The following is a 24,720-nucleotide window of genomic DNA, read 5'->3' as shown; positions in this document are numbered from 1 at the left end:
ACAAATTGACGAGTTCTTCCGGTGCCCGTCCAGCATCTTTCCGCTGGCCGTGAATTCCTCACCCGCAACGTGCGCCAACCCGGCGAGACGGTAGAGTGGATGTAATCTCTTTCCCTCGTCATACAGAGAATTGGAACCGAATGTCGCTGCCCCAGTCCATTGTTGCCCAAGCGCCTGAAGCTGAAGAGCTCACCCGGACTTACACGCAGCGGTTAACCGCAGAATTGGACTCATTCCTTGAGGCCAAAGCGGCCGAGGTAGGCTCCATTACCGCCAGCGCCGTGGCCTTGGTTGACGCCATTAAGGCCCTAACCCGCGGGGGCAAACGACTGCGGCCGGCTTTCGCCTTCTGGGGATTCATTGGAGCTGGCGGGGACGCGATGGACGATGACATCGTGAAGGTGGGTGTTTCGCTGGAGCTCTTTCAGGCGGCCGCGCTGATCCACGATGACCTAATTGACCGTTCCGATACACGACGGGGACAGCCCAGCGTGCACAAGCGCTTCGAGGCGCAGCACCGTGAGGCCGGACTGAGCGGTGATGCGGCCCATTACGGTGGGGCCAGCGCAATCCTGGCGGGAGATCTGTGTCTGTCGCTAAGCGAAGAGGTGTTCGCCTCGGTAGCCTCCGCAACTGCCGATACTCGTCGCATTTTCAATCGGATGCGCACCCAGGTCATGGCCGGTCAGTACCTGGACATTCTGGAGGAATCGGCTGGGTCGGCTTACGACCCGACCGAAGCGGTCAAGCGGGCGCGCACGATCGTGCGCTACAAGTCGGCGAAGTACTCCACGGAGAATCCCTTCCTCCTGGGTGGGGCTCTTGCCGGCGCCAGCCCGGACTTGTTGGATTCCTATCAGGCCTTCGCGCTACCCCTGGGTGAGGCATTCCAGTTGCGGGATGACGTCCTGGGCGTATTTGGTGATCCCTCGATCACCGGCAAGCCGGCAGGCGACGACCTGCGCGAGGGCAAGCGCACGGAAATGATCGCGCACGCCATGCTCCTGGCCTCCGATGCGGAACGCCAACTAATCACCGAGCGCCTTGGCGCGCCCGACCTCAGCGACGATGAGGTACTGCACATCAGCTCAATCCTCAAGGAATGCGGTGCGTTGAAGGCCACCGAACAGAGCATTGAGGAGTTGACCGCCACCGCGTTGACCGCGATGGAGCGGATCCCGGTTGCACCCCTGGCGGTCGCTGGCATGGCCCTGCTTAGCGATGCCGTGACCAAACGCATCAAGTGATTACTATTCGATAAAGGCCGACTGATACAACTACGGATGCCTGAGGAGCATAAAAAATCCGTTGCCCTCCTCGGGGCAACGGATTTTTGTTCTGTTCGGCGTGATTACCAGGCCATGGCCTGGGCACGACGACGAATTTCGGTCTTGCGTCCCTGACGCAGTGCTTCCATCGGCGTCCCGGGCAGGGTGTCGTCCGGCGTAAAAAGCCAGCGGAGAGCTTCCTCGTCCGAGAAGGCAGCGTCGCGCAGCACCGTTAGGGTTCCCTTTAGGCTGTCTACAACTTGCCCGTCCATGACAAATTCTGCGGGAACCGAACGCACCGGAGGTTCCCCGATGCGAACCGCGATGATTTTTCGATCGTCGATGAGCCGGTGTACCTGACGAATATCGGTGTCCAAGGCCTCTGCCATGTCCGGCAGGTTCAGCCATTCCCCAATGAGATTCTCTAGTTCTTTCACGCTTTAAGGGTCGCACACTCCACGGGAGTTGTGTTCGCATAATGAAAACTTGAGGAAAACCTGACCCATTGGTTTCCTTGCGCCCCACTAGTAGTGTAAATTTTCAGATATCACTTTGATAACAATTGCAACACAATCCACAACAACATCATGCTCGTCGTGGAAAGGGTTGCTCAGGTCTCATCGACTCCTTCAATTGAGGAAAAATACATGCCCCAAGATTCGATTCGTGTCACCAAGCATGCGTTGAGTGCCGTCGCTGGTGCAGCAATTCCGGCGGTTGTCCTGGGCAGCCTTGCCGCAGCCCCGGCCCAGGCCTCGCAAGTAGAGTTGACCAAATCCTCCGTCTTGACGCCCAAGAGCGTTTCCCCCCAGACGGTGAAGATCGCTGAAGAACACATCAAGGCCCACCTGTTGGCCTCGCGAATCCCTACCCTGGGATTGCCCGCGCAACGGCAGGTCAAGGAGATTAAGGTGCCGTCGGGCGCTTCGTTGTGGAGCCTGGCTCGCGAATACGATTCCTCGGTCTCCGAACTGAAGAAGATCAATGACCTAGACAGCGACCTGATCCGCGAGGGCCAGAAGCTGAAGGTTCCAGGCAAGAATTCCTCGTCTGAGAAGAAGACCGCGAAGAACACCCGCGGCGCGGCCAGCAGCGAAAGCTACACCGTGAAGGCCGGAGACACCATGGGCCACATCGCCCACCGCCTGGACATCTCCCTCCCCGAGGTCCGCAAGGCCGCAGGAAACCCCTCCGGCGACCGCATCTACGTCGGACAGAAGCTGAACTTCGGCGGCTCCTCAACACCATCCAAGAGCAGCCCCAAGAAGGACAGCGGCAAGACCACCGGCGGCAGCTACACCGTGAAGTCCGGGGATACCCTGGGTGCGATCGCGGCCCGCAACGGGATCAGCCTGAGCAAGCTGATGAGCATGAACAACTTGTCCTCCAAGTCGCTGATCTTCCCTGGTGACAAGCTCAAGCTCAGCGGCTCGGCCCAGTCCTCCTCGCCGAAGCCGACCTCGCAGTCGAATAGTGCCCCGAAGTCGAGCGGCACCAGCAGCTACAGCGTCAAGTCCGGCGATACCCTCGGCGGCATTGCTGCCAAGCACGGGATTTCGCTGAGCCGTCTGCTGGATCTGAACCCAGAGGTCAGCACCCAGACTCCGTTGCAGATCAACACGAAGCTGAAGATTTCTGGTTCCTCGGTAAAGCCGAACGCGGGCGTGAAGCCGACACAGAAGATCGGCAACACCTTCGCCGGGCGCACTTATCCTGATGCCACTGTGCGCAGCGCCAATGAGAACAAGGCCTACTTGGATTCGATCTCGGTTCCCAGCCGCTCCGAGATGCAGGCTCTGATCCGCAGCACTGCCAAGAGCATGGGGGTTGACCCGGCCCTGGCCCTGGCCCACGCCCAGCAGGAATCCGGTTTCAACCAGCGCGCGGTCTCCCCCGCCAACGCCATTGGAGCCATGCAGGTGATCCCGAGCACCGGTGAATGGATGTCGGGCATGGTGGGGCGCAAGCTGAACCTGTTGGATCCGCGGGACAACGTCGCGGCCGGCGTTGCCACCATCAAGTACAACCTCGACAACGCCGAGAGCTTGGACCACGCCATCGCCGCGTACTACCAGGGCCTGGGCGGGGTGCGGAAGTACGGGATGTATTCCGACACCAAGGTTTATGTCGCCAACGTCAAATCCCTGATGAAGCAGTACCGCTAGTCGGTGGCCGGGTGCCGTGTTCTGCCAGAACGGGGGCACGGGGCCTGGCTAACCGGCACGCCGCATGACTAAGGCGGGTGAATCCATTATGGATTCACCCGCCTTAGTCATGCGCGGTATCGGCTCGCAGCGTTAGTGGGCGTTGCTGCGCAAGTCCAGCGGCATCTCAATGACCACTTCGGTGCCCTGGTTCGCTGCTTGGTTCCAGTGGATTTCGCCGCGCAGCTCGCTGGTAACCAGGGTGCGCACGATCTGCAGTCCCAGACCCTCGCTGTACTCCCCCTCGGGCAACCCATGGCCGTTGTCGCTGACCGTGACTCGCAACCACTTGTGGCCGTCCCGGCCCAGGTATCGTTCGGCCAGTAGCCGCACTTCCCCGTCACGGCCGGCCAGCCCGTGTTCCACTGCGTTGGTGGCCAGTTCGTTGATGACCAGGGACAACGGGGTGGCCAGTTCGGCCGGCAGCATCCCGAATTCCCCTTCGCGCACGGTGCGAACCCGCTGGCTCGGACTGGCGATTTCAACGATGAACCGGAACTGTCGGTCCATCAGGTCATCAAATTTTACGGTTTCGTTCAAACCCTTGGACAGGAAATCGTGTACCGAGGCGATGGTTGAGACCCGGCGCATGGCCTGTTCCAGACCCTGTTTGCCCTCGGCCGAGTTCATGCGCCGGGACTGCATGCGCAACAGCGCGGCCACCGTCTGCAGGTTGTTCTTCACCCGATGGTGGATTTCGCGAATGGTGGCGTCCTTGGTGACCAGTTCCTTTTCCCGCCGGCGCAGCTCGGTCACATCCCGGCACAAAACCAGGGATCCCCAGCGGCGGCGTTCGTCGCGCAGCGGGATGGCACGCAGCGAAATGTTCACCCCGCGGTACTCCATTTCGGTGCGCCACGGCATTTTGCCCTGGACCACCAGCGGCAGGGTTTCGTCAATAACCCGCCTGTCGCTGACCAGTGCCATGGTCAGGTCCGACAGCGACTGGCCCTGCAGTACCTCGGCGGCTCCGAGCCGGCGAAACGCCGACACCGCGTTGGGGCTGGCGTATTCCACCACCCCGGCGGCGTCCATCCGGATGAAGCCGTCGCCTACCCGCGGGGCGCCGCGCCGTGACCCGGTCGGGCTGGCGAAGTCGGGCCAGAGCCCGAGGGTGCCCATGGTCAGCAGGTCATCGGCGCTTTGCCGGTAGACCAGTTCCAGGTTGGAGGGGGTGCGGCTGGAGGCCAGGTCGAAGTGGGAGGTGATGACCGCGACCTTCCGTCCCTGGCGGACCAGGGGGACGGCCTGGACTGTACTCTGCCCGGCCAGGTCGGCCGGGTGCTGCACGGAACGCTGTAACTGCCCGGTGGCCCAGGCCTCGTCCACCATGATCCGCAGGTCCTTGCGGATCCGCTCCCCGACGAAGTCGGTGTGGAACGCGGTGTGCGAGGTGGAGGGCCGCACGTGCGCCAGGGCCACGTAGGACCCGTCCCCGGTGGGGAACCAGAGCACCAGGTCGGCGAACGCAAGATCGGCGACCAGTTGCCAGTCCCCCACCAGCAGATGCAACCAGTCCTCATCACCGGGCCCGAGCTGAGAATTTTCGCGCAGTTGCTCGGTGATGAGGGCCATGGTGTGTTACTTCCTCCGGACGATGGAACGCAGCAGGCGAAGTGCGACGGACAGCGAGGCCATGTCGTCGCGTTCCAGGTTGTTGACCTCCTGGAACATGTTCTTCGCACGATCAAGGTTAGCCGTGTTGGCTTCCTCCCAGGCCGCAACACGCGCGTCGGCGTCCTGCAGGTCTCCGGCCGCGTCCAGCACGTCCCCGGTCATGTCAATGATCGTGGAGTACAGGTCATCGCGCAGCGCGGCACGGGCCAGTGCCTTCCAGCGGTCGGTGCGCGGCAGCGCGGTGATCCGGTTCAGCAGGGCGTCGACCTCGAACTTGGCGTACAGCGCGAAGTAGGTGGTGGCCACCTGCTCGGTGTCGGCGTCGTTGCGGAAGATGTAGTCGGCGATGTCCAGCAGGGCATAGGACTCGAACTGTCCGGCCCAGTGGATCGCCTGCTCCTCGGTCAGCCCGTGCTGGATGGCATCTTCACGCCAGGTGGCGAAGCGGGCGGCATCCACCCCGCGCAGCAGCTGCGGCAGCTGGGCGCGCAGCTTCTGCACCTTGGCGGCGTAGCGTTCCACCATTTCCCCGACGCTCAGTTCCAGGTCCACATGGTTCAGGAACCAGCGGGTGGTGCGGTCCAGCAGACGGCGCAGGTCGTGGTGCTGGCGCGACCAATAACCGATGTCCTGCCCGGCCGGCTGCAGGTTGATTTCCTGGAACCAGCGTTCGTACTCGTAGATCTCCCGCAGCGCGCAGAAGACCTTGGCGATCTGCGCCTCGGTGGCCCCGGTTTCCTCCATGGCGCGGAAGATGTAGGTGATGCCGCCGATGTTCACGATTTCGTTGGCCACCACGGTCGCCACGATCTCGTTGCGCAGCGGATGGCTGTCCAGTTCTTCCCCGAACCGCTCGGAGAGCTGGCTCGGGAAGTAGCGCTTGAGGGTGGCGAAGAAGTAGTCGTCCTCGGTCAGGTCCGATTCGGCCAGCGCCTGGGCCAACTGGATCTTCGCGTACGCGGTGATCACTGCCAGTTCCGGGGTGGTCATGGATCCGCCCGAAGCGCGCCGGGCCTCCAGTTCGCTGTTCGAGGGCAGGAACTCCAGCTCACGGTTCAGATCCGCGTGCTCCTCCAGCCAGTCCATCAGCCGTTCGTAGGCCGGGGTCCAGGTCTTGGCCGCGTGCTTTTCGTTCAGCAGCAGCACGTTCTGGTTGAAGTTGGTCTCCAACACCAGGTCGGCGACGTTGTCGGTCATCGAGATCAGGAAGTCCGCACGCTCGGCAGGGTCGATGGCCCCGGCCTTGACCTGGCGGTCCACGAAGATCTTGATGTTCACCTCGCGGTCGGAGGTGTCCACGCCGGCCGAGTTGTCAATGGCGTCGGTATTCAGGATGACCCCATTGGCCGCGGCCTCGATGCGGCCACGCTGGGTCATGCCCAGGTTGCCGCCCTCACCGATGATGCGGGCCTGCACCTGGCGTCCGTCCACGCGGATGGCGTCGTTGGCGCGGTCCCCGACCTGGCCGTGGCTTTCGGTGCTGGCCTTGATGTAGGTGCCGATGCCGCCGTTGTACAGCAGGTCGACCTTGGCCGAGAGGATCGCCTTGAGCAGGTCGTTGGGCGCCATCGCGGTGGTGTCATCGGGCAGGCCGAGCAGCGCGCGGACTTCGGCGCTGACCGGCACCGACTTCAGCGACCGGGAGAATACCCCGCCGCCGGCGGAGATCAGGTCCTTGTTGTAGTCGGCCCAGCTGGAGCGCGGCAGGTCGTAGAGCCGCTGGCGTTCGGTGAAGGCCGCCTCGGGCTCCGGGTTCGGATCCAGGAAGATGTCGCGGTGGTCGAAGGCGGCCACCAGCTTGATGGTCTTGGTGCGCAGCATGCCGTTGCCGAACACGTCACCGGACATGTCTCCGATGCCCACGGCGGTGAACTGTTCGCTTTGCGAGTCCACGCCGATTTCGAAGAAGTGGCGCTTGACCGATTCCCAGGCACCGCGGGCGGTGATGCCCATGCCCTTGTGGTCGTAGCCCACCGAGCCGCCCGAGGCGAACGCGTCGCCCAACCAGTGGCCCTTTTCCTCGGAGATTGCGTTGGCGGTGTCGGAGAAGCTCGCGGTGCCCTTGTCGGCGGCGACCACCAGGTAGGTGTCATCCCCGTCGCGGCGCACCACGTCCACCGGCGGCACCACCCGCTGGCCCTGCTCATCGGTGATGACGTTGTCGGTCAGGTCCAGCATGGTGCGGATGAAGATCCGGTAGGAGGCCTTGCCCTCCTCCATCCAGGCGCCGCGGTCCACGGCCGGGTTCGGCAGCTGCTTGGCGTAGAAGCCGCCCTTGGCGCCGGTGGGCACGATCACCGAGTTCTTCACCATCTGCGCCTTGACCAGGCCCAGCACCTCGGTGCGGAAGTCTTCGCGGCGGTCCGACCAGCGCAGGCCGCCACGGGCGACGGCGCCGAAGCGGAAGTGCACGCCCTCCACGCGCGGGGAGTACACCCAGAACTCGTGCTTGGGGCGTGGGAACGGGGCGAAGTCGATCTCGTTCGGGGCCAGCTTGAAGCCCAGCGCGTGCCCGGCGGCATAGTAGTTGGTGCGCTTGGTCGCCTCGATGACCTTCACGAAGCGGCGCAGCAGCTTGTCGGCATCCAGGGTCGGCACGCTTTCCAGGGCCGCGCTGATCTTCTGGTGGGCTTCCTCGCGGGCCGCCTCGGACTCCTCGGCCGAGAGCTTCGGGTCGAAGATGGCGTGGAAGAGGCTCACGATCCCGTGGGTGACCTCGGCGTTGGAGACCAGGGTGCTGGCGATGAAGTCGGTGGAGTTCGGAACCCCCAGCTGCAGCAGGTAGTGGGCGTAGGCGCGCAGCATGGCCACTTCGGTCCAGTGCAGTCCCTCGCGCAGCACCAGGGCGTTCAGCTCATCGGATTCGGCGGCGTTGCGCACCACCGCCGAGTAGGTTTCGGCCAGCAGGTCCTGGACGGCGGAGAAGTCGATGTCCTCATCGACCTTCAGGCCCAGGTCGTAGATGTAGCGCTGTTCGCCGTCCTGCGGCTGCAGCTCGAAGGGCCGCTCGTCCACGACTTCCAGGCCCAGGTCCTGCAGCACCGGCAGGATGCGCGAGAGCATCAGCGGACGGTTGACGTAGATCTTCATCCGGACGCTGACCGGGCTGTCCTCATGCTCGTCGGTCGGGGCGTAGAAGGAGACGACCGGGCCTTCCTGGGCCGGCTCATCGAGCTGGGCCAGGCGTTCAATGTCCGCCAGCGCATCCTCGATCTCGAACTGGACCTTGTAGGACTCGGGGAAGGCCTCGGACCAGGACCGGGCCAGGTTGCGGGCCTCGTTGGCTTCCAGGCGCTCGTGGGCCGCATCGTGCACCGCTTCACCCCAGGAACGCACCGCGTTGGCGATGCGGGTCTCCAGGTGCTTGCGGTCCACCACCGGGGCCAGGCCGTGGCGCTGCAGACGGATCCGGTAGAACAGGCGGATCAGAGCCGAGTCGCTCATCAGCACGTCGTATTCCATGGAATCCGGGTTGAAGGACTGCTTGAGCACATCCTCGATGCGCTGGCGGACCAGGGTGGAGAAGCGGTCACGCGGCAGGTAGACCATCACGGACATGAACCGGCCGTAGTCATCGGGGCGCAGGAAGACGGAGGTGCGGCGGCGCTCCTGCAGGCGCAGGATGCCCATGGCGGTGTTGGTCAGGTCCTCCACGGAGATCTGGAACAGCTCATCGCGTGGGTAGGTTTCCAGGATGGTGACAATGTCCTTGCCCGAGTGCGAGTCCGGGGCGAAGCCGGCGTGCTTGAGCACTGCGGCGACCTTTTCGCGCACCAGCGGCACGGCGGTGACGCTGGAGGTGTACAGGCTGGAGGAGAACAGGCCGATGAAGCGGCGTTCGCCGTTGACCTCCCCATTGGCGTCAAAGCTCTTGACACCCACATAGTCCAGGTAGGTGCCCCGGTGCACGGTGGAGCGGGCGTTGGCCTTGGTGATCACCAGGGCGCGCTTGTCGCGTGCCGTGGCCCGGCCGCGCTTGGTCAGGTGCAGCGGGCCGCGGTCATCGGCGTCGCGCATCAGGCCCAGGCCGCTGCCCGGGCGGGCGCGCAGCACGTCCTCGCCGTGCTCGGTGACCAGCTCGTAGTCGCGGTAGCCCAGGAAGGTGAAGCGGCCATCGGCCATCCAGTTCAGCAGTTCCACGGCCTGATCAAGGTCCGGGATGTCCTCGGCTCCCACGGTTTGGGGCAGCGTGGCGGCGATTTCGTGGGCACGGTCCATCAGCTTCGGCCAGTCCTCGACGGCCATGCGCACGTCGCTGAGCACGGACTGCAGGCCGGTGGTGACTTCCTCGGCCTGCTCCTCGCTCATCTCGTGGTCCAGTTCCACGGAGATCCAGGATTCAACCTCGGTGTTGCTCCCGGCCAGATTCAGGGTGCTCAGGTCGGCGAGCGCGGCAGTGTCGCCGCTGGCCACATGCTGGGCGTCGGTGGGGGTCAGTGACTTGATTTCACCGGTCTCGGTATCGCGGGAAACCACGAAGGTGGGGTGCACGACCAGGTGGATCGGGCATTTCTGGCGCACCAGCTCGGTGGTCACGGAATTGACCAGGAACGGCATGTCGTCGGTGACGATGTAGACCACGGAGCTGCCGGCAGTGGACTTCACCACGACATTCGCGGTTTTCGGCTGCCTAACGAACCCGATATCCAGGTGGGCCGCCACCCGCTCCTCCAGCTCTCCGGGCTGGTAGGCGGCAAAGTCCTCCCTGGCGATTTGACTATAGTACTCACTGATCAGGTCGTTGGTGAGTGTCGCATTCATAAATGCTTCTGACACGGCCGATTCCGACGAGTTCAACTGAACGCCTCCAAGAGTGAAGATCAACGATTCGCCCCATTGCGAATGCACGATGTCTACCAGCCTATCGCGTTTTTCCCGCCGTTTTCCTACACTCTCTCGCGCCCCGGCTTCGGGTTCGGTGTGGTTGCCCGAAATGGTAGTTTCTTGCCGGCCAGGGCGCGGATTTCTGAGCGTAGTGCGCAACGTGGCGCCAACTCCAACAATGAGCTTCCGGCCAGCACCGCAGCCTGGCAAACCGAGTGGTCATCAGGCAAAAATCCGAGGATGGGATAGGAGGGCCCGAAGCGCTCCCAAGCCTCCGAAATGCCGCGGCGCGGGGCCCTGCCGGAGGAAGCCGAGCCGACCTTGTTGAACAGGATCCGCAACTGTGGGTGAAGCTGCGCCTCGGCCAGTTCATCCAGGGCCCGGATGGCCCGGGGAATGCCCACACTGTTCGCGGCCACGACCATGATCACCTCGTCGGAAAAGCGCAATGCCTCCACGCTGACCCCGTTACGCTGCGGGGCGTAGGTGTCGAAGCTGAGCTGTTCGTCGGTTTCCACCGGGGCGGCCACGTCCAGAATGACCCGGTCATGGTGTTCCTTCAGTACCGCCACGGCCCGGCGCAGCGAGGCGGCCCGCACCTCGGGCCAACGACTGGCGCGCGGGATTCCGCTGGCCACCTTCAAGGTGGAGGATCCGACCTGGATTGTGGTCAACACCGCTTCAAGGCGGGCAGCATCGAAGTGCCCGGTGTCCACAACCCGGCACAACTGTGCCACCGCTGCCGCCTCATCGAGCATTCCCAGCTGGATGGCCAGGGATGAGGCGTAGGTATCGGCATCGATGAGGACCACCGATTCGCCGGCGGCTGCCGCCTCCACCGCGAAATTCAGCGCCAGCGTGCTGCGCCCCGGGGAGCCGGCCCCACTCCAGAAGGTGCTCACCCTTCCCGGTTCGCGCCCTGACTCCGCTCCCATTAGGCCCTGGCCCAGGGCGCCGCCAGAGGGCCGGTCCAGCTCCCGCTCGCGCAACCCCTGGGCGATCAGGGTTTCCAGTTCGGCGGCGCTGCCGCTGGGGGCGGCGGAAATCACCCCGGGGATCGGGGAGACCTCGGTGTCCAGCAGCACCAGCACCACGTCACGTTCCTGCACGTAGTCGACCTGCTCCATGGCCGGCATCAGGCCCGGTTCGGCAACCAGCAGCACGTCCACCCGATTGGAGGTGCAGGCCGCAACCGCCTCGGGGATCTCCTGGCAGACCCGCACCACCATCAGCTCCCCGCGGTAGCTCTCGATCCGGCGCACCAGATCGGGGTCTTGGCCAAGGACCACCACCGAGATGCTCATGAGGATTCACCGGCCGGGTTGTACACCACAATGATCCGTGATTCATTGGCCAATGCCTGCAGCAGTGGTTCAAGATAGGCCGGTTCCACCAGCAGCTCCAGGTTGACGGCACTCTGCCCGACCAGTCCAGCGGCCCGTTCGGTGCGTGCCGAAACTTCCACGAGGTTCGCCAGCAGTTCCGGGGTTCCATAGCTGGCGGTACCCGGCTCCCGCTGGGCGATCCACACGTCGACCCTGCTGCCGGGGGTGATGGCCGGGGACAGGTCCACCGGCAGGTCAATGTTGATGGGCCGTCGCGAACCCAGTTCACTGCGGGTGACGAAGTCCTGGGCGATCAGCTGCCCGGAGCCGATGAAGGTGTTCGCCCGCGCATCCTGCAGGTGCTGCGCCTCGGCCGGCACATAGTGCTGCATGGAGTCCCCCAGCTGCACGTGGGCAACTTCCAGGTTCTCTTCACCCAGCGGCTCACCCAGCGTGATGTCCTGCTTGGCCACATACACCGCTGTGCGCTCATCCATGGAGTTGACCAGCACTACGGTGCCGGTCACGGCGGCCGCCACCAGCAGCAGGCCCAGCAGCAGCCGCGGTTCCTTCCATCTGGCACGGCGCACCCGGGGGCTGACCGGTACCGGCTGGTGCTTGCTGCGCGCCTCGGCAACCACGGCGTTCACCTCATTTGAGAACCTGCATGTTGTGCGGTGAGCCTAATGGAAGAACGGGCAACTGTGAAGGGGCGAATCCAGGATTGTGGATTTCGTGGGCGCTGGCAGGAACCTGGCGGGGCCTCAGTGCCGGTGTTCCAGCATCAACCAGCCCAGCGCGGTGTGCGGGATGAGCAGTTCGGAGGTAATGCTGCGCGGGCGGGCATATTCGTCCCGCGCGTGGGTGCCTAGCACGATGAAGTCCTGGGCTGCCTGCAGTAGTGTCCCCTCCCCCAGGAGTTGGCCATCAATTCCGTGCACCTGGACCGGGTTCCGGTCGCGTAGCAGGGCACGCAACACCGCCGCGAATCTTGCGGCCGCAAGTTTCACCGTCTCGCTGTGCGCGGAAGGCTTGGGCGGCAGGGCTACCGTCTGCACGGCGGCGGCGCGGATGAGCCAGCGGGTCGCGGACTCTTCCAGGCACAGGTAGTCATTGCCAACCGGCCCCAGCCGTGCCGTGAGTTCCTCGCCCCCGGCCAGCCGGAGCGACAAGCGCCGGCCCTGGCAGGTCAGCAGCCGTTCGGCCAGTGTCTGCCGCGCCTGCTCCACCCGAACCGATTCGGCGATTTCCGCTCGCAGGTCCTCTGCCAGCTGTGCCTGCAGCTGGGATTCAAGATCCGCAAACAAGGATTCCCATCGCATGTCCACACCCTACGGGCCTCCACAATTTTCAACAAGAGCCTTCCCTTAATCAGCTTCAAGTGTCATCATCTTATTCAAATAACATCAAACGCTATCAAACAACAAAGGATGTGTTTGGGATGTGGCAGAAACGGCTGGCTGCCTCGCTGGTAACCGTGGCTGTGGCGGCGGCGCTGATCAGCCTGCTCTGGCTGCAGCGGATGCTCTCTGGCGTTGAGCCGCAACGGTGGAGCAGCTGGCACCTGCCCGTCTCCTGCGGCCTGTTCCTGCGCGCACTGACCTTGTTCCTCATTGGCTACCTGCTCTGGCTCTGCCTGGGCTGGCTCGCGCACTTGCTCTCACGCACGGCGGCCCGTCGAGGTCATCAGCGCTTGGCGCTGATGCTGGGAAGGGTGGGTCCGCGGTTTTTGCGACGCCTCTACATTTCCGGGCTGGGGGTTGGACTGGTGACCGCCCTGCCGCTGGGGACCGCTGCCGTGGCCGGGCAGGCCGTGACCGCTCAGGCCGCCGCCAATACCATCCCCGGTCCCGGCTTCCCTGTCGGTGCAGGAACATCGGATGACCAGAGGGAACCGCGCGTACCGGTGCCCACCTGGAACGCGCAGCGCACCGCAATTCCCCTCGGCCGCACCCTGGGTACTCCCCCGGGCGCGGCGCAGTCCCGGCCCGTGGTGCAGGAAGTGATTATCCGGCACGGAGACACCCTGTGGGACATCGCCCGGACCCGGCTGGGCGAAAGCGCTTCCATCGGTGACGTGGCCGCCTACTGGCCACGCATCCATCAACGCAACCGGGACGTGATCGGTGCCGATCCGGATCTTCTACAGGTCGGCATGGTGCTGCACCTGCCCACGCCCTGATACCCAGATCAGCCCCGGCCCCACGGGTTGATCCTCTTGAAAGGTCATCGCCATGTCCACCACCACCCTCCACCCCAGCGTCACCTCGGTGAGCTGGCTGCAACGACCCGCTGCTCACCTGACGGTGCGCCTGCAGGGCCCGGCGTTGCCACATCCGACGCGCCATCAAAGCCCGCAGGCCATTGCCAAACCCATGAACTGGATCTTCCACCGGGCTCCGGCACCGCGTACCGGCAGAATGGCCGCGGTCCAGCTGTGCCACGCCGTGGCCCGTGCCGTCTTCGAGGTGCTTTCCGGGTACCGCAGCATCCGCCAGCTCAATTTCGCGATGGAGCCAGGCTGTGTTGAAAAGATTAAACGGCAGATGCTCATCGAGACCCGCAATTTCACCACCACCGCGCAGCCGGGAACCACCCACGGCTGTGTGCGCACCATCCGGATGGAGCAAACCCAGTCCGGGGCCTATGAATGCGCTGCGGTTCTGGCCTTTAAGCACCGCGTCCGTGCCGTGGCTCTTCGAATCGAGCCCTGGCACGGACGCTGGCAGGTGACGGAACTGGAAGTGCTCTAGGTCAGCGGCGCTTCTTGTTCTTCTTGGACTTTCCGGTCCCAGCCCCGGCAGCGGCCTTGGGCTTGGAGGACTTGGCCTGCTCGCGGGTGGTGCTGGCCTCCCCGTCCTCATCCGGTCCGGTGAACTGCAGGTTCTGCGGTTGCGCCGGAGTGCCCAGCGCCTCGCCGATCGCCTCCGGTTCCTTCTGCCCGGCGGGCAGTTCCAGGTGGAACAGGGTGCCGATGGAATCCTCGCGGATGCCTTCCATCATGGTCTGGAACATGGTGTAGCCCTCGCGCTGGTATTCCACCAGCGGGTCACGCTGTGCCATGGCACGCAGCCCGATGCCCTCCTTGAGGTAATCCATCTCGTACAGGTGTTCCTGCCATTTGCGTCCAATGGTCGAGAGCACGACGCGACGCTCCAGTTCGCGCATGGTCTGCGAACCGACCGCCTCTTCGCGGGCCTGGTACTGCAGGCGTGCATCGGAGAGGACTTCCTGCTCAATGAACGCCGGGGTCAGGTGGGAGACGCCGCCGGCTTCCTCGGCCACCTCATCAACGGTCAGCGAGATGGGGTAGAGCTGCTTGAAGTTGGTCCACAACCGGCGCAGATCCCAGTCATCCGGGTTGCCGGACTGGGTGGCTTCGACAACCATCGCCTTGACGACGTCCTCCAGGAAGTGCTCCACCTTCTCGTGGATGTCATCGCCTTCCAGGATGCGGCGGCGGTCGGTGTAGATCGCCTCGCGCTGGCGGTTCATCACGTCGTCGTACTTCAGCACGTTCTTGCGCTGTTCGGCGTTGACGCCTTCAACCTGCGCCTGGGCGGATTCAATGGCCTTGGAGACCATCTTGGATTCCAGGGCCACGTCATCGGGCATCGAGGGATTGTTCATGATCCGCTCGGCCATGCCGGAATTGAAGCGGCGCATCAGGTCATCGGTCATCGACAGGTAGAAGCGGGATTCACCCGGGTCGCCCTGGCGCCCGGCACGACCGCGCAGCTGGTTGTCGATGCGCCGCGACTCGTGGCGTTCGGTGCCCAGCACGTACAGTCCGCCCAGCTCGGCGACTTCCTTGGCTTCGCGGGCCACGGTTTCCTTGGCCTTGGCGAACACCTCGTCCCATTCGGCCTCGTACTGTTCGGAGTTCTCCTGCGGGTCCAGTCCGCGGCGTTCCATTTCGGCCACCGCGATGAACTCGGCGTTGCCGCCGAGCATGATGTCGGTACCGCGCCCGGCCATGTTGGTGGCCACGGTGACGCCGCCCTTCTTACCGGCCATCGCCACGATGGCCGCTTCACGGGCGTGGTTCTTGGCGTTGAGCACCTCATGACGCACACCCTGCTTGGCCAACAGCCGGGAAAGGTATTCGCTCTTTTCCACGCTGGTGGTGCCCACCAGGATCGGCTGGCCGCTCTGGTGGCGTTCGGCGATGTCGGCGACGACGGCGTCGAACTTGGCGATCTCGTTCTTGTAGATCAAATCCGACTTGTCTTCGCGGATCGCCGGACGGTTCGTGGGAATTTCCACCACGCCGAGCTTGTAGGTGCCCATGAACTCGGCCGCCTCGGTCTGGGCGGTGCCGGTCATGCCCGAGATCTTCTCGTACATGCGGAAATAGTTCTGCAGGGTGATCGTGGCCAGGGTCTGGTTCTCGGCCTTGATCTGCACGCCTTCCTTGGCCTCGATGGCCTGGTGCATGCCCTCGGAGTAGCGTCGTCCAGGCAGGGCACGGCCGGTGTGTTCGTCCACGATCATGACCTCGCCGTTGACCACGACGTAGTCCTTGTCGCGCTTGAACAGCTCCTTGGCCTTGATGGCGTTGTTCAAAAAGCCGATCAGCGGCGTGTTGGCCGCCTCGTAGAGGTTGTCGATGCCCAGGTAGTCCTCGATCTTCTCGATGCCCGGCTCCAGCACACCCACGGTGCGCTTCTTCTCATCGACCTCGTAATCGGATTCGCGCTCCAGGCGGGTGACCATCTTGGAGAATTCGGTGTACCAGCGGTTGACATCGCCTGAGGCCTGGCCGGAAATGATCAGCGGGGTACGGGCCTCGTCGATCAGGATGGAGTCGACTTCATCGACGATGACGAAGTGGTGTTCGCGCTGGACCAGTTCTTCCTTGCTCCAGGCCATGTTGTCGCGCAGGTAGTCGAAGCCGAACTCGTTGTTGGTGCCATAGGTGATGTCCGCGGCGTACTGCTTGCGGCGCTTGGCAGGATCCATGTTGGCCAGGATGCACCCGGTGCTCATGCCCAAAAAGCGGAAGACGCGGCCCATCAGGTCGGACTGGTATTCGGCCAGGAAGTCGTTGACGGTCACCACGTGCACGCCGCGGCCGGTCAGGGCGTTGAGATAGGCCGGTGCGGTGGCGACCAGGGTCTTACCTTCACCGGTGCGCATTTCGGCGATGTTGCCCAGGTGCAGGGCGGCACCGCCCATCAGCTGGACATCGAAGTGGCGCATCCCCAGTACGCGGTCGGCGGCTTCACGCACCGCGGCGAAGGCTTCGGGAAGCAGCGAATCCAGGGTCTCGCCTTCGGCGTACCGTGCCCGGAACTTATCGGTTTCCCCGCGCAGTTCCTCATCGGACATGTCGCGAAATTCGCCTTCCAACGCATTGATTGCGTCGGCGTAGACCCGCAGCTTCTTCAGGGTCTTCTTGTCGCCGGTACGCAGAATACGTTCTAGCAATGATGCCACGTGGTAGCTCCCAATATCTCAAGCACAGTAAATTCTGGCGGTTTACAGTCTACGTGAGTAATTTGAACTGCAAACTCATTTCAGACCGAGGCCTGGTGTTTCGCGGACAACCGCCATGGGCTGCACAGCACCCGCTCAGTTCCCACGGTAACCGATGAGAGTCCAAGCCACCGTGCCATCAGCCACAGTTCGGCGTCGGTCCCCTGCAACACCGATTCGGTGGGGGCCGCTTCGAAATGCACGGATTTCACCTGCAGCTCCCCGAGCTTGCGGTCCGCCTTCAGATCCACCCGGCCCACCAGGTCGTCGCCGTGCAGAATGGGAAAGACGTAATAGCCGTACCGGCGTTTGGGTTCGGGCACATAAATCTCGATGCGGTAATGGAATCCGAACAGCTTCTGCAGTCGGCGCCGGTTGAAGATCATGGAGTCAAACGGCGAAAGGATGCGGGTGGTACGTGACCGGCGGGAGGCAATCACCAGCCCGGGGCGCAGGTAGAAGTCTTCGGTGAGCGATTCAACCCGGCAGCGTTGCAGCTCACCGGCATGCAACAGTTCGTGGACCATCGTTTTGACCGGGGCGGCGGGGAGCCGGAAATACTCGCTGACGCAGTGCAGGCTGGCCACCCCCAACGCGTCCACGGCGGCGAGCACCAGGCGCCGCAGGGATTCCTGCGCCGAATGGGCTGGCTCCAGGTACTGTGCCTGGATGACGGTGCTGGCCGGGGCGAAGCGCCGTTCAAAGTGCTGGTTGCGCCCCAGCGAGAGAATCCGGGTTTGCCAGAACAGTGATTCGGTGACCAGTTTCGTGTCGTTCCAGTTCCATCCCCAGTGGTCCTTGTCCGTCGTGGCCGGGATATCCAGGGCCTGGCTGATTTGGCGGGCAGAGGAGCCGGGGTTGGAGTCCAGGAATTCCAGGACCGGGGCGACCAGCTGGTGCTGTTCGGGGGTGAAGCGGTGGGAGGCGTCGGCCCAGTGCCGCGGACGCCAGCGCCGCAGGTCCCCCACCAGGTCGCTGCGCACGTAGCTGGCTTCGTGGGACCAGTACTCGGTGACCGGGCTGGCCGCTCCGGCCACCAGCCGGTCCAATTGGGTGCGGCTGTAGTCCCCGAGCCGGGCGAACACCGGCTGGTAGTGGGCGCGGGCCACGACGTTGACCGAGTCGATTTGGGTTTGCGCGATCTGCTGGTAGACCTGCAGGATTTTTGCCCGTCCGCTGCGTGCGGGGCTACGTGTCCCGGACAGGCCTTGGGCGGCCACGGCGATCCGTCGAGCCTGTTGCAGGCTCAGGTCGTTGTGGCCGCCCATGGTCATAATGACGTGGTGTTCCACCGCCTGCTAGGCGTCGGTGGACACTTCGGAGTCACGGTAGCCGCGGACCTCGGTCGGCAGCTCATCGTCTTCGTTCAGTGACGGATCCAGGGTGAGCACGCCGTACTGGTACTGGTGGCGGCGGTACACCACCGAATGTGACCCGTTGGCTTCGTCGATGAACAGGTAGAACGGGTGTCCCACCAGTTCCATGCGGTCCACGGCGTCGTCGATGCTCATGACCTCGGCAGGGAAGACCTTGCGGCGAATCACCACCGGGGTGTACTGCGAATCCTCGCTGTTTTGCGCGGCTTCCTCGGCGGCCTGGTTTTCCATGGCCTGTTCGACCAGGGTCTTTCCGGCGCCTATCGTCGGCAAGCCGCTGGTGGCCTGGTGGACGGCGACCGGGGTGTGATTCCCACGGTGCACCTTCTGCTTGTCCCGCGCCTTGCGCAGGCGCTCCAGCAGCTTGGAGAAGGCCACGTCGAATGCTGCGAACTTTTCTGCGCCGGTGGCTTCGGCGCGAATCGCCGGTCCTCGGCCAACCACGGTCAATTCCACGGACAAGGCGGTGGATTGGTTGCGGGCGTGGGGTTCCTTCACGACTTTGACGTCGATCCGCTGCACCTTGTTGGTCAGTTGCTCGATCTTGACCATTTTCTCGTCCACGTATTCGCGGAAACGATCGGAAACGGTGACGTTACGGCCGCTGTAGTTCAGCTCCATGGTGTCCTCCAAAATAGAGTCGGGTGACACAACAATCCAGGGATTTTCCAGCCCCTGGACTGAAGATGGGCCTTACGCTGCATCTGCGATGCAACCCATACTTCACCATATGCCACTTCGTGTGGATTCCACTACTTACTGCCCAGATTTCTTATCGCGTTCAGCGAAACCGACGCTTCAGCGGCTACTTCGTTTCGGTGCTCGGTGGCGGTGTCAAGGCCAGGGCGACCGCTCCAATCACCCGGTACCCGGCCGCCCGGCAGGCGTTTGCCGCGGCGATGAGGGTGGCGCCCGTCGTGACCACGTCATCCACCAGCAGCACCTGCTGTCCCGGCCGGGCGGCGTCGAAGGCGTACAGTGCCCCACCGCTGCTGCGCCGCTGGGAGCGGCTCTTGCCCTTCTGGGCCCCGGCAGGACGCAGGGAGAACCGGTGACGCAGGATCGGCCGGCAGCTCAGCCGGGCGGGGATCAGCCCGTCGGCCTGGGCCCGGCACAGGATTCGTTGCACCGGCCAGTATCCGCGCCGGGTCCGGGCGGCCGGTGAGGAGGGAACCGGCACCAGCCACACCTGCTCCCCCGGAACGCACGGTGGGCTCAGCGCGGCGGCGACGGCCGCCAGGTAGGGCGCGAACTGCGCGGCGAGGAACACCCGCTGGCGGTTCTTGAACGCCAGGATCGCCTGGGCCAGCTCGTTGGCGTAGAGCCCGGCGGCGCAGACCAGGAACAGTTCCTGGTGCTGGGGCAGTTCCAGCCGGCAGCGCAGTGCCGGGCCCAGCGGAGGCAAATGCAGCTGGGCGACCAGTTGCCGGGCACACCGCGGGCAGAGCCGGTGATCGGGGGCTTGGCACAGTGCGCAGCTGGTGGGCAGCAGCAGGGCTGCAAGCTCGCGCAGGCCAAAGGCGGCGGCGCGCGCCGGGGTCAAGGACAGGGCCCGGTCCACCCAGGCCGCCAACGGGGAACCCATGGCGCCCAGTGTGCATTGCCCGGGCACGGCAGGTGCCAGCACGGCGGCCGGTTGGGGATGCTAGCCGGGGTAGGACACGTCGGCGGCGAAGTCATCGAGCTTGCGCCAGGTGTTGCCCACCCGGGTGTGCAGGTCCTCCGGGGTTCCGGCGTAGACCGGGCGGCGATCGCCGGGGCCGGCGGCCAGGGACACCATGCCCAGCAGCGGGGAGAACGGTTCGGAGCCCGAGGAGAAGGTCAGCAGCTCGGCTTCCACCGATTCGGTGCGGCTGAACCTGGCCACGATGATGGACTGGTCCGAGTTCCACAGCGCGGTGTTCACCGGAACACTGGGGAAGATCTCCATCGGATGCTCACTCAGTCCCCGGGGCACCCCGTCGGCGTCGCGCACCACGCCGCTGACCAGAACCCGGGTCTGTGAACCATCACGCACCACCAGCAGCGCCCGGGCGCCGTCCCGGGAAATCCGCAGCGACTGCACCTGTTGGCCCTTGAGCCAGTCCACGCTGATCGGCCGGGTTTCCCCGGAGACCGCCGGATCGGCGGGGGCCACCAGGATGGGGGTCTTGGCGGAATTATCCGCGGTCCAGGTCCACCCGGCCACATCCATGGAGGGGCGCAGCAAATTGGTGCCGGTGGCGACCTGGCGGACCCGGCCGTTTTCATCCACGGTCATCAGTGCGCTGCGTTTGCCGTTCAGGAACGCGTAGCGGTTGCCCACCGGCGACATCGCCGGGCCGCGGGGCGAGTATTCGGACAGGTCCGGCACCCCGCCCACCGGGATCACGCTGCCGCCCTTGACGTAGACCAGAGACCCCTCGTCGATGCCGATCAGCGTGTCCGGGGTGCTGGGGTTGCGTTCGGCCTTCTCGAATTCCGGCGGCACCTGTTCCAGGTTCACGTCCGCTTCCTCGGACTGCATCTGCACGCGTTCCACGGAGGTCAGTTCGTCCAGCGAGGCGACCAGCTGCTGCTGCATCAGCTGCTTGGCCAGGTCGGTGCTGTCCACGAAGGTCTCGGCGTTCAGGTCCACCGTGGCGGTGCCGTCCTTGACCGGAACCGCCGGGCGCACCAGGGAGCTGGCCGAGGAGAACGCGGAGACGACCGCGTTTTCCAGGTAGGGGGCCGGGCCCTCCAGCAGGGCCTCGACCACGGAGGTCGCCGCACCGCTGCGGGAGGAGAACCAGCGGATGTCCGGGACCAGGTACTTGTAGCTGGCGTCGTAGAAGTACAGGGTGCGCGGGGTGAAGATCCGCTCGAAGAAGCTGCTTTCGAGCATGATCCCATCCGGGGCCTTGGAGATGCGCCATTCCCCGTCGATTTCGCTGAGCTCCACGTCCACCGCCCGGGTGGAATGGGAGGGGTATTCGGTGCGGATCCCGTTCGCGTCGACCTCGGCGGTGATTTCCAGCTGGATGGTGTAGCGGTTTTCCGCCCCCGCCTCGATGATCGAGCTGGCGTCGTACACTAGGGTGCGGCTGCTGCCCTTCCAGGCGTTTTGCAGCTGCGGGGTCATGAACTCGCGCGCCACCGCGTAGTCCTGGGCCAGGGACACCCCGGCCTCTAAGAAGCCCTCCACGATGCCGCGCGGGCTGGAGCCCGGCTGCGGTCCCAGCGCGTCAAAGCTGTAGTGCTCATCGCTTTCATCATCGGGCTGGGACTGGATCTGCTGGACCGGGGAGGAACGCGGGATGGAGGCGCAGCCGCTGAGCACCAGCACCCCGGCCAGGGCCAGGACCAGGGCGTGCAGCAGCCGGGCCGGACCCAGGGCGAAGCGCAGCCGGGCGACGGGGAACCTCAAGGTGCCCCTCGGCCGCGGGGTGCGGGGTGCCGGTGTGCTCATGACTGATCCCCCGCATCCGGGTTGGCGGCGCCGGGCAGGTCCCTGCCCGGCTTGTCGGTGCCGGGCCGTTCACTGCCCGGTTTCTGGGTGCCAAAGGCCCCGCGCGGGTCGATGACGTCATCGTCCAGCGGTTCATCCAGCAGCAGCGGCACGAAGCCGATCTTGGGCAGCTCCCCGGTCAGCGGGAAGTGTTCCGGGATTCCGGCGGCACCCAAATCCGGCAGCACGGTGGGCTCCAGCGGCAGCGGTGAGCTGGAGATCGTGTGCCCGGCGGTACGGGGCAGGGTCAACCGGAAGTTCGACCCGACCCCCTCCTCGCCCCAGGCCTCCAGGCGCCCACCGTGCAGCGCGGTGTCCTCCTTGGCGATGGCCAGCCCCAGCCCGGAGCCGCCGGTGGTGCGCTTGCGGGCCGGGTCGGCGCGCCAGAAGCGGTCAAAGACGTGGGAGGCTGCCTCGGCGCTCATCCCGATGCCGTGGTCGCGCACCGAGATCGCCACCGCGTCCTCATCCTGGCCGATGCTGATGTCGATCGGGTTGCCCTCCCCGTGTTCGGCGGCGTTGAGCACCAGGTTGCGCAGGATCCGCTCGACCCGCCGCGGGTCCACTTCGGCCACGCAGCCCTCGGCGGGGGCCGAGAGGCGCAGCACCGAACCGTATTCGTCGGCGACCGGGGTGGCGGTGTCGATGACCTTGCGGGCGATCACGTTCAGGTCCGTGGATTCACGGTCCAGCACCGCCACCCCGGCATCGAAGCGGGAGACCTCCAGCAGGTCATTGAGCAGGTTCTGGAAGCGTTCGATCTGGTTGTACATCAGTTCGGCCGAACGCGAGGTCAGCGGGTCGAAGGACTCCCGGGCATCATGGATCACCTCGGCGGCCATGCGCACCGTGGTCAACGGGGTGCGCAGTTCATGGGACACGTCCGAGACGAAGCGCTGCTGCATTGCCGAGAGCTGGTTCAGCTGGGTGATCTGGTCCTGCAGGGAGGCGGCCATGTGGTTGAAGGCGGTGCCCAGGCGGGCGACCTCGTCCTCGCCGATCACCCGCATGCGCCGGTCCAGGTCCCCGGCGGCGATCCGCTCCGAAACGTAGGCGGCGTCGGCGACCGGGCGCACCACGGTGCGGCTGACCGACCAGGAGATCACCCCGACCACCAGCAGCAGGATCATGCCGGTGAGCACCATGGCGCGGTTGATGAATTCCAGGGTGCTTTGCACGCTGGAGAGGTCATAGACCAGGTAGAGGCCGTATTCCCGGCCCGGGGGCAGCAGCACCTTGGTGCCGAAGATGATCCCCGGCGCCTGGCTGCCGGCGGTGGGGATCTCCACCGAACGCCAGTAGATCCCCGAATCGTTCATGACCCGTTCGGACAGGTCCGCCGGGATGATCCGGCTGGTCAGCTGCCCGGAGGCGGTGGGGGCCACATAGATGTTCTCATCGCCCGGGAAGGGCATCAGCACGAAGTCGCGCACCACGCTGGCCCCGTCGCCCTCCAGGGTGCTTAGCGTGCTGTTGACCAGCGACTGGGTGGAGACCCGGTCGGTGGTGGCCGCGGATTCGAAGATGGACCGGGCCTGGGACAGCCCGCGCTCGGACTCGGTGGCGACCTGGTTGAAGCGCTCGGTGAACAGGGTGCTGGCGATCTGGTTGGACAGGAACGCCCCGGCCGCCAGCAGCGCCAGGGAGGAAAACAGCAGCGTGGAGGCCACGGTGCGGTACATCAGGTGGCGGTTCCAGCGTCGGCGCACCGCCGCCAGCGGACGGCGCAGCCACAGCCGCAGCCGGTAGAAGGGTGGGGCCTTGGGAACCGCCGAGTCGCGCACGTCGACCGGGACAAGTTCGCTTCCGGTCGTGGTGCGCTGACTCAACTTGCCGATCCCGCCTTGTAGCCGACGCCGCGCACGGTCTGGATGATCGTGGGCTTCTCCGGGTCCTTCTCAATCTTCGACCGCAGCCGCTGCACGTGCACGTTCACCAGTCGGGTGTCCGCCGCATGGCGGTAGCCCCACACGGCCTCCAGCAGCTGTTCGCGGCTGAAGACCTGCCAGGGCTTGCGGGCCATGGTGACCAGCAGGTCAAATTCCAGGGGGGTCAGCGACAGCACGCTCTGCCCGCGGGTGACCCGGTGGCCGGCCACGTCGATGGTCACATCGGCCACGTTCAGCATTTCCGGGGCGTGGGTTTCGGCCGGGCGCAGCCGGGCCCGCACCCGGGCGACCAGTTCGGCCGGCTTGAAGGGCTTGGGCACGTAGTCATCGGCCCCGGACTCCAGCCCGCGCACCACGTCGGCGGTGTCGGACTTGGCGGTGAGCATCACGATGGGCACATCGGATTCGCCGCGGATCTGCTTGCACACCTCAATGCCGTCGATGCCCGGCAGCATCAGATCCAGCAGGACCAGGTCGGGGTTCGCCTCGCGGAAGGCCTCCAGCGCGCCGGAACCGTCGTAGCAGAACACCGGGTCGAACCCGTCGTTTTGCAACACGATGCCGATCATCTCCGACAGCGCCTCATCGTCATCGACGACCAGGATCTTAGCCTTCATACATTTCCCCCTGAATAGCGACAAGCCGGCTACTGGCGCGGCCCAGCGAAACGGCAGGCAGCAAACTTACCCGCTGCTCTTTAAGATACATGAGTTCCGGGGCCTTTCTCCCGGTCAGGGCGCACCCCGGGCGTGTACTCCCGGGTGCGGGCCTAGGCGTCCACACGGGTCTGCTCCAGCGCCTGGGCGTACCCGGTCAGCGCCTGCAGGCAGCTGATCACCTCGGCGGCCCCGGAGGCGGAGAAGTCCCCGCGCGGCATCAGGCGCAGCGCCCCGAGCCGCTCCAGCCCCAGCCCCAGCATCCGCCAGGGACGCAGGATGTCCTTGACCGCCTGCACCACCCCCGGCGGCTTCTGCCCGGGCTCCAGGACCTGCAGGAAGAGCCGGCCCCCGGATTCGACCAGCGCCGCGGCCCGCTCCCAGCCGGCATGATCCAGGCCCACCGGGTCCAGGACCAGGGCATCGATCCCGGCCTGGTGGACCAGGTCCACCCGTTCGCGCCAACGCCCGTCCTGCTGCGCCAGCTGCGCCACCCAGGACACGTTGTGGTGCTGGTTCACGTGCTCCACCAGTGCCCCCAGCAGCTGGCGCACCTCCTGGCGGGGCACCGAGCGCAGGGTGCGGTACCCGCTGGCGGTGGGCAGCGCCCCATCCAG

General features: G+C 65.0%; 17 protein-coding genes and 1 pseudogene. 4 read left to right on the top strand and 14 right to left on the bottom strand.

Annotated elements, in window-relative coordinates; translation table 11 throughout:
• Positions 1-140: 140 nt before the first annotated feature.
• On the top strand, positions 141-1,247 hold the full coding sequence (locus RCJ92_RS00090) for a polyprenyl synthetase family protein (RefSeq protein WP_446753390.1): 1,107 nt from the start codon (positions 141-143) through the stop codon (positions 1,245-1,247).
• Between the two features lie 104 nt (positions 1,248-1,351).
• On the opposite strand, the gene RCJ92_RS00085 is transcribed toward RCJ92_RS00090, so the two are convergent.
• Positions 1,352-1,705 carry an Rv2175c family DNA-binding protein gene (locus tag RCJ92_RS00085; protein ID WP_246049511.1) on the bottom strand — a complete coding sequence of 118 codons (354 nt, stop codon included), beginning with the start codon at positions 1,703-1,705 and terminating at the stop codon, positions 1,352-1,354.
• Positions 1,706-1,915: 210 nt separating this feature from the next.
• Between RCJ92_RS00085 and RCJ92_RS00080 the strand changes: the two genes are divergently transcribed.
• Positions 1,916-3,433 carry a LysM peptidoglycan-binding domain-containing protein gene (locus RCJ92_RS00080; RefSeq protein ID WP_446753389.1) on the top strand — a complete coding sequence of 506 codons (1,518 nt, stop codon included), beginning with the start codon at positions 1,916-1,918 and terminating at the stop codon, positions 3,431-3,433.
• Positions 3,434-3,565: 132 nt separating this feature from the next.
• Here the strand turns inward: RCJ92_RS00080 and RCJ92_RS00075 are convergent, their stop codons facing one another.
• The 5 genes from RCJ92_RS00075 to RCJ92_RS00055 all read right to left on the bottom strand — a co-directional run bounded on the left by RCJ92_RS00075 (position 3,566) and on the right by RCJ92_RS00055 (position 12,560).
• Positions 3,566-5,047 (bottom strand): sensor histidine kinase, encoded by a 1,482-nt coding sequence (locus tag RCJ92_RS00075; RefSeq protein WP_138177543.1) that lies wholly within the window; start codon positions 5,045-5,047, stop codon positions 3,566-3,568.
• A 6-nt stretch (positions 5,048-5,053) separates the two neighbouring features.
• The gene (locus RCJ92_RS00070) at positions 5,054-9,850 is read right to left on the bottom strand and encodes an NAD-glutamate dehydrogenase (protein WP_446753421.1); all 4,797 of its coding nucleotides are present in this window, start codon (positions 9,848-9,850) and stop codon (positions 5,054-5,056) included.
• A gap of 125 nt (positions 9,851-9,975) precedes the next feature.
• A complete protein-coding gene (locus tag RCJ92_RS00065; protein ID WP_138177541.1) occupies positions 9,976-11,217 on the bottom strand; it encodes an AAA family ATPase in 1,242 nt (413 codons plus the stop codon).
• Positions 11,214-11,888, bottom strand: coding sequence for a hypothetical protein (locus RCJ92_RS00060; protein WP_054820958.1), 675 nt, complete (start codon positions 11,886-11,888; stop codon positions 11,214-11,216). The genes RCJ92_RS00065 and RCJ92_RS00060 overlap by 4 nt, the downstream gene beginning before the upstream one ends.
• A gap of 114 nt (positions 11,889-12,002) precedes the next feature.
• Positions 12,003-12,560, bottom strand: a complete 558-nt coding sequence (locus RCJ92_RS00055) for a hypothetical protein (RefSeq protein WP_446753388.1) — start codon at positions 12,558-12,560, stop codon at positions 12,003-12,005.
• 119 nt (positions 12,561-12,679) lie between these two features.
• Here RCJ92_RS00055 and RCJ92_RS00050 point away from each other — a divergent pair, with 119 nt between their 5' ends.
• Together RCJ92_RS00050 and RCJ92_RS00045 are read left to right on the top strand one after the other, a co-directional pair.
• Complete coding sequence (locus RCJ92_RS00050) at positions 12,680-13,420, top strand: LysM peptidoglycan-binding domain-containing protein (RefSeq protein WP_446753387.1); 741 nt, start codon at positions 12,680-12,682, stop codon at positions 13,418-13,420.
• A 52-nt stretch (positions 13,421-13,472) separates the two neighbouring features.
• Positions 13,473-13,991, top strand: coding sequence for an Rv3235 family protein (locus RCJ92_RS00045; RefSeq protein WP_054820954.1), 519 nt, complete (start codon positions 13,473-13,475; stop codon positions 13,989-13,991).
• A gap of 1 nt (position 13,992) precedes the next feature.
• Here RCJ92_RS00045 and secA read toward each other — a convergent pair whose 3' ends face one another.
• From secA to RCJ92_RS00005, 8 genes and pseudogenes are all read right to left on the bottom strand, one after another.
• Positions 13,993-16,677 carry a preprotein translocase subunit SecA gene (gene secA / locus RCJ92_RS00040; protein ID WP_446753386.1) on the bottom strand — a complete coding sequence of 895 codons (2,685 nt, stop codon included), beginning with the start codon at positions 16,675-16,677 and terminating at the stop codon, positions 13,993-13,995.
• A gap of 80 nt (positions 16,678-16,757) precedes the next feature.
• The gene (locus tag RCJ92_RS00035; RefSeq protein ID WP_446753385.1) at positions 16,758-18,008 is read right to left on the bottom strand and encodes a winged helix-turn-helix domain-containing protein; all 1,251 of its coding nucleotides are present in this window, start codon (positions 18,006-18,008) and stop codon (positions 16,758-16,760) included.
• Between the two features lie 6 nt (positions 18,009-18,014).
• The gene (hpf, locus tag RCJ92_RS00030; RefSeq protein WP_138177527.1) at positions 18,015-18,713 is read right to left on the bottom strand and encodes a ribosome hibernation-promoting factor, HPF/YfiA family; all 699 of its coding nucleotides are present in this window, start codon (positions 18,711-18,713) and stop codon (positions 18,015-18,017) included.
• 184 nt (positions 18,714-18,897) lie between these two features.
• Complete coding sequence (locus RCJ92_RS00025) at positions 18,898-19,677, bottom strand: ComF family protein (protein ID WP_446753384.1); 780 nt, start codon at positions 19,675-19,677, stop codon at positions 18,898-18,900.
• Positions 19,678-19,737: 60 nt separating this feature from the next.
• The gene (locus RCJ92_RS00020; protein WP_446753383.1) at positions 19,738-21,477 is read right to left on the bottom strand and encodes an LpqB family beta-propeller domain-containing protein; all 1,740 of its coding nucleotides are present in this window, start codon (positions 21,475-21,477) and stop codon (positions 19,738-19,740) included.
• 38 nt (positions 21,478-21,515) lie between these two features.
• A complete protein-coding gene (gene mtrB / locus RCJ92_RS00015) occupies positions 21,516-23,387 on the bottom strand; it encodes an MtrAB system histidine kinase MtrB (protein ID WP_446753382.1) in 1,872 nt (623 codons plus the stop codon).
• Positions 23,384-24,064: an MtrAB system response regulator MtrA gene (gene mtrA, locus RCJ92_RS00010; RefSeq protein WP_138177519.1), complete on the bottom strand. Its 681-nt coding sequence runs from the start codon at positions 24,062-24,064 to the stop codon at positions 23,384-23,386. Before mtrA ends, mtrB begins: the two co-directional genes overlap by 4 nt.
• 152 nt (positions 24,065-24,216) lie before the next feature.
• Positions 24,217-24,720: pseudogene (locus RCJ92_RS00005) on the bottom strand (hypothetical protein); the annotation flags it as partial.

It is taken from the genome of Glutamicibacter sp. BSL13 (genome assembly GCF_052928425.1).
This window is presented reverse-complemented; position numbering and strand designations above follow the sequence as displayed.

What these genes read in the sequence shown, in the direction of transcription:
- hpf (WP_138177527.1), bottom strand. Translation starts at nt 18,713, where the DNA reads ATGGAGCTGAACTACAGCGGCCGTAACGTCACCGTTTCCGATCGTTTC.
- RCJ92_RS00090 (WP_446753390.1), top strand. Translation starts at nt 141, where the DNA reads ATGTCGCTGCCCCAGTCCATTGTTGCCCAAGCGCCTGAAGCTGAAGAG.
- RCJ92_RS00055 (WP_446753388.1), bottom strand. Translation starts at nt 12,560, where the DNA reads ATGCGATGGGAATCCTTGTTTGCGGATCTTGAATCCCAGCTGCAGGCA.
- RCJ92_RS00080 (WP_446753389.1), top strand. Translation starts at nt 1,916, where the DNA reads ATGCCCCAAGATTCGATTCGTGTCACCAAGCATGCGTTGAGTGCCGTC.
- RCJ92_RS00075 (WP_138177543.1), bottom strand. Translation starts at nt 5,047, where the DNA reads ATGGCCCTCATCACCGAGCAACTGCGCGAAAATTCTCAGCTCGGGCCC.
- RCJ92_RS00025 (WP_446753384.1), bottom strand. Translation starts at nt 19,677, where the DNA reads ATGGGTTCCCCGTTGGCGGCCTGGGTGGACCGGGCCCTGTCCTTGACC.
- RCJ92_RS00045 (WP_054820954.1), top strand. Translation starts at nt 13,473, where the DNA reads ATGTCCACCACCACCCTCCACCCCAGCGTCACCTCGGTGAGCTGGCTG.
- mtrA (WP_138177519.1), bottom strand. Translation starts at nt 24,064, where the DNA reads ATGAAGGCTAAGATCCTGGTCGTCGATGACGATGAGGCGCTGTCGGAG.
- RCJ92_RS00065 (WP_138177541.1), bottom strand. Translation starts at nt 11,217, where the DNA reads ATGAGCATCTCGGTGGTGGTCCTTGGCCAAGACCCCGATCTGGTGCGC.
- RCJ92_RS00070 (WP_446753421.1), bottom strand. Translation starts at nt 9,850, where the DNA reads ATGAATGCGACACTCACCAACGACCTGATCAGTGAGTACTATAGTCAA.
- RCJ92_RS00050 (WP_446753387.1), top strand. Translation starts at nt 12,680, where the DNA reads ATGTGGCAGAAACGGCTGGCTGCCTCGCTGGTAACCGTGGCTGTGGCG.